General features: G+C 62.4%; 4 protein-coding genes. 2 read left to right on the top strand and 2 right to left on the bottom strand.

The genetic code is table 11. The features are described 5' to 3' along the window. Positions 1 to 851: tetratricopeptide repeat protein (locus Q0288_RS17915; RefSeq protein ID WP_299433775.1), on the top strand; the 851-nt coding region annotated here is incomplete at its 5' end. 74 nt (positions 852 to 925) lie between these two features. Here Q0288_RS17915 and Q0288_RS17920 read toward each other — a convergent pair. Beyond that, a complete protein-coding gene (locus Q0288_RS17920; RefSeq protein ID WP_299433778.1) occupies positions 926 to 3,208 on the bottom strand; it encodes a xanthine dehydrogenase family protein molybdopterin-binding subunit in 2,283 nt (760 codons plus the stop codon). Between the two features lie 138 nt (positions 3,209 to 3,346). Here Q0288_RS17920 and Q0288_RS17925 point away from each other — a divergent pair, with 138 nt between their 5' ends. Beyond that, positions 3,347 to 4,276 carry an acetamidase/formamidase family protein gene (locus Q0288_RS17925; RefSeq protein ID WP_299433781.1) on the top strand — a complete coding sequence of 310 codons (930 nt, stop codon included), beginning with the start codon at positions 3,347 to 3,349 and terminating at the stop codon, positions 4,274 to 4,276. Between the two features lie 12 nt (positions 4,277 to 4,288). Here Q0288_RS17925 and Q0288_RS17930 read toward each other — a convergent pair. After that, positions 4,289 to 4,739: MoxR family ATPase (locus Q0288_RS17930; RefSeq protein WP_299433784.1), on the bottom strand; the 451-nt coding region annotated here is incomplete at its 5' end.

The following is a 4,739-nucleotide window of genomic DNA, read 5'->3' on the forward strand; positions in this document are numbered from 1 at the left end:
ATGCGGCGGGAATAATGGCCCGCACCTGTGGTCGGTACACCCGTTCATTCGAGTATTTAGAGCAGGCCCTGGCCTCTCGACGGGCGCTCGGAGACCGGCGGGGGGAGGCCATCGCGCTGAACAATCTGGCCGTGAGCGCGCGCGACCAGGCCGACTATCCTAAGGTTGAGCACTACGCTCGCCAGAGCCTGGCGATCGCCCGCGAAATTGGCGACCAGAACCTCGAGGCCCTGGGCTTGATGAACCTGGGGGTAGCGATGCGGGGACAGACTCAAAATGAAGTGGCAAGAACCTACTTTCAGCACAGCCTGGCGATTTTTAGCGAGCTAGGCGAAAAGCGATCTATAGCCGCGCTCCATAACTTCCTGGGCGGCCTGGCCCAGGATCAGGGCCACTGGCAGGAAGCCCACCAGCTCTACCAGCAAAGCCTCGAGCTCAACCAGGAGCTAGGAGATTACTGGGGTCTGGGTATCTCCACCCACAACCTGGCCACACTCTGGTACGAACAGCAAGACTACGACAGGGCCTGGGAAGTGCTGCTGCAAAGCCTGAACCACTACTACCGTGCAGGGGTACGGCATGGCCTGAATGAATGCTTTGAAACCATGGCCAGGATTGCCAGTAGGCGGGGCGACCTCGAGCAGTCGTCCTGGGCCCTGGGGGTGCTGGCGCAGCTCGAGGAGTCAATTGGACTGGCTTTATCAGACGAGCAGCGGGCTCTGCGCGAACAAATGGCGGAAGAACTGATTCTGGCGATGGGCCGACCCGCTTACCTGCAGGCCCACCAGAAAGGCCGCAGCGACTCACTAGAAAATGTCTACCGAAGAATCTTCAGTGGTTCGTTAGCTTGAGTTCCATAGCGTCGGAGGTTACTGGCCGTAGAGGTTTCCTTTCGCCTGAACCTGGGGTTTTGTCACCTGCACACTCAGTGGGACTGCCGGACGGTGGACTGGCGAGGTATCTGCTTCCACACCTTTTCCGGTGTGAGCGGCATGTCCAGATGGCCAATGCCCAGCGCGTCCACCACCGCACCGACCGCTGCTGGGGTAGCGCCGATAGCGCCCGCCTCGCCCACCCCTTTTACGCCCAGGGGATTGGTGGGGGAGGGGGTCTGGTGGGGGTAGGGTTCCATCCGGGGGATTTGAGCGGCCTTCGGCAGGGCGTACTCCAGGAAGCTGGCCGTCAGGTTCTGCCCTTCGCGGTCGTAGTGGATGCCCTCATAGAGGGCCTGCCCGATGCCCTGGGCAATGCCGCCGTGCTGCTGGCCCTCGTAGAGCAGAGGGTTCACCACCACCCCACAGTCGTCCACCGCAAGGTAGCGCAGAATCTGCACCAGGCCTGTCTCCCGGTCTACTTCGACCATGGCCAGGTGCGAGCCGAATGGATAGTTGGCGTCCTTGAGGGAGAAGCTCGACTGCCCCTCCAGCCCGGGCTCCATGCCGGGCGGCAGCTTGCGGTGGCTAAAGGCCGTGGCGAGGATCTGCTCCATCCCGACCCGCTTGTCGGTTCCACGCACGCCCCAACCCTGTTCACCCAGTTCAATGTCCTCCGGAGCAGCTTCGAGCAGATGTGCAGCGATCTTTATCAGTTTGTCGCGCACTATCTCGCCTGCTTTTTTCACCGCCGAACCCCCCACCGAAAGGGTGCGGCTACCCGCGGTGCCCATCCCGTAGGGGATCGCCAGGGTGTCGCCCTGCACCACGCTGAAGCGCTCAGGCGCGATGCCCAGCAGGTCGGCCACAATCTGCACAAAGGCATTCTGGGTGCCCTGGCCGTGGGGCGAGGTTCCGGTTAAAATCACCACGCTGCCATCCGGATTGACCCGCACCCCGCCGGTCTCCCAGCCGTAACCGGTGATTTCCACATAGCAGCAGAGACCAATTCCCACCAGACGCCCCTGGCTACGGGCCTGGGCCTGCTCCTCTCGCAGTTGCGGGTAGTTGCTCACCTCGAGCAGCTTCTGGAAAACCTCGGCATAAGCCCCAGAATCGTACCTGGCCCCGGTGCGGGTTTTGTAGGGGAACGGCCCGGTAATCAGGTTTTTTCGCCGTATTTCCGCTGGGTCGAGGCCCAGCTCTCTGGCGCCTATGTCCAGCAGCCGCTCCAGGTAATAGGTCGCCTCGGGCCGTCCGGCGCCGCGGTAGGCTCCGGTGGGGGTGGCGTTGGTGTATACGCCCAGCATCTCCAGCTCCACCGCCGGAATCTCGTAGGGGCCTTGCAGCATCAGGATGGTGCCGGGCAGGTTGCCCAGCGTGGTCTCCAGTGCATAGGCGCCCAGGTCTGCCACTACCCGCCCGCGCAGGCCCAGAATCTGGCCCTGGGAGTCGAAGGCCATCTCCAGCTCGGCTTGCTGGGCCCGCCCGTGAATGGTGGCGTTGAAACTCTCACTGCGCTGCTCGACCCACCGGACGCTCTTGCCCAGTTGTCTGGCCAGATAGGCCACCAGGACTTCCTCGGGGTATACGTTGATCTTGGCGCCAAAAGCCCCGCCCACATCCGGGGTAATCACCCGTACCTGGTTTTCGGCGAGCTCGAGCCTCTCTGCTATCGCACTGCGCAGATCGTGGGGCATCTGAGCGCTGGACCAGACCGTCAGGGCCTCGCGAATCCCGTCCCAGACAGCCAGAATGCCCCTGGGTTCCATTGGAGCCGGAGCCACCCTTTGCTGCACCAGCTGGGCCTTTACCACCTTATGGGCCTTTTCAAAAGCTACGGCGGTCTCCCCCGAGGCGGTGGTGCGTTGTAGAGCGATATTGGTTAGGAGCTGGGGGTGCAGCGGCTCGGCCTGCATGGCCAGCAATGGGGTCGGATAGGCCGGCAGGGGATCGTAGTCCACGCTGATCTGTAAAAGTGCATCCTGGGCGGCAGCCAGCGAGGTTGCCACAACCGCCGCGACTGGCTCGCCCACATAGCGCACGGTATCGCTAGCCAACATCGGGTGGGTTACCACTTTAGCATCCCGCGCTGCCGAGGCTGGCGCGTGCAGGGTAGGCAGATCCCTGGCGGTGTAGACTGCCACAACCCCCGGTATTTGCAGGGCGTCGGCCACGCTTGTCCGGCCCAGCCTGGCGTGTGCGTAGGGGCTGCGCAACAGCACCAGATGGAGCAAGTTTTCCACTTGGATGTCAGCGAGATACTGCCCCTGGCCCCGGATCAGCTTGCCATCCTCGAGGCGCTTCATGGGTTTGCCAATATAGCGGTTAGACATGGAGCCATGTTACCGATTGCCGCGGTTGGGATAGGCGCCTGTCTTACTACATTCCTTCGTGGGTAAAGTTGCTGTCCAGGTCTGGTGGCAGTCTCCACCCATTTTGGGTCGGTGACACATGCGTATGCTAGGGGAGCCATGCCAACCCATTCCTTCAAACCGACCCATTACCACAACACCATCGGCTCCCATCCACCCGTGCTCACAATCGCCCCTGGCGACACAGTAGCCACCACCTGTGTGGACGCAAGTGGGCTGGATCAGCACTTGCAGCAGGCCACCCCCAGGGGCAACCCCATGACCGGGCCTTTCTTTATCCAGGGGGCACAGGAAGGCGATACGCTGGTGGTCAGGCTGGAGAAACTCAGGCCCAGTCGCACCAGTGGCTGGTCGGGGGTGGTGCTGGCCTCGGGTGTGGTAGACCCCGACGACGTACCTGCTCTGGCCCAGGCCAGGGGAGAGCAGCGCAGGCTGGACTGGGAGATTGATCTTGTTGCCAACACCGCCCAATTGTGTTCGCCTGCGGGCAGGCTCGAGGGCCTGAAACTGGCTCTGGATCCCATGCTGGGCTGCTTTGGGGTTGCTCCCAGTCGTGGGCAGGCCATCTCCACCGCCACCTCTGGCCCCCACGGCGGCAATATGGACTACCGGGGGTTCAGGGAAGGGGTCACGGCGTACTTCCCGGTTCTGGCGGAGGGTGGCTTGTTTTTCCTGGGCGACGGACACGCCTTGCAGGGGGATGGCGAAATCACCGGAACCGGTATCGAGACCTCCATGGAGGTGCGGTTCAGCGTTGATCTCATCAAGGGCCAGCGCATCGAGTGGCCCAGGGGAGAAGACGCAGAGTACCTATTTACGGTAGGCAATGCGCGGCCCCTCGACCAGTGCGTACAGCACGCCACCAGCGAGATGCTACGCTGGCTTACCACGGAGTACGCTCTGGATATTCAAAGCGCCTCGCAGCTGATGGGTCAGTGTGTCCGCTACGATCTGGGCAATATCTTCGACCCGGCCTACACCATGGTCTGCAAGATGCCCAAAAAGCTGCTGGAGAGTCTGCCCCGTTGAGAGGTGCAGCGGTTATTTTGCCATGGTGCGGCGCAACAAATCCTGGACGATCTGCTCAATGCGGACTCCCTCAAACTGGGCTTCCTCGGTCAGAAGCATCCGGTGTGAGAGGGCGGGCATGGCTGAGCTGCGCAGGTCGTCCCAGTCGAGGTGGGCGTGGCCTGCCAGGTAGGCCAGGGCTTTGGCCAGGTTGAGCCAGGCCTTGGCCCCACGCGGCGAGAGTCCCATACGCAGGTGTTTTTCCTCGTTGGCTAGCTGGGCGGTGTTGGCAATCGCTTCCAGCGCGGGCTGGCTGACCACCACCTGCCGCGATTCGGCGCGGGCCTCGAGCAAATCCAGCCCAGCCACGGGCTGGGGGTTGGCGGGCTCCTCCGAGAGAATCTTGATCCAGGTGGTTCTGGGGGGCGCCTGGACAGTAATTTTTGCCATAAAGCGATCCAGTTGGGCTTCGGGTAAGGGATAG

It is taken from the genome of uncultured Meiothermus sp. (assembly GCF_937863175.1).
Taxonomy (GTDB): domain Bacteria; phylum Deinococcota; class Deinococci; order Deinococcales; family Thermaceae; genus Meiothermus.

Excerpts from the sequence above, each read along its gene's own strand:
- Q0288_RS17925 (WP_299433781.1), top strand. The coding sequence starts at position 3,347 with ATGCCAACCCATTCCTTCAAACCGACCCATTACCACAACACCATCGGC.
- Q0288_RS17920 (WP_299433778.1), bottom strand. The coding sequence starts at position 3,208 with ATGTCTAACCGCTATATTGGCAAACCCATGAAGCGCCTCGAGGATGGC.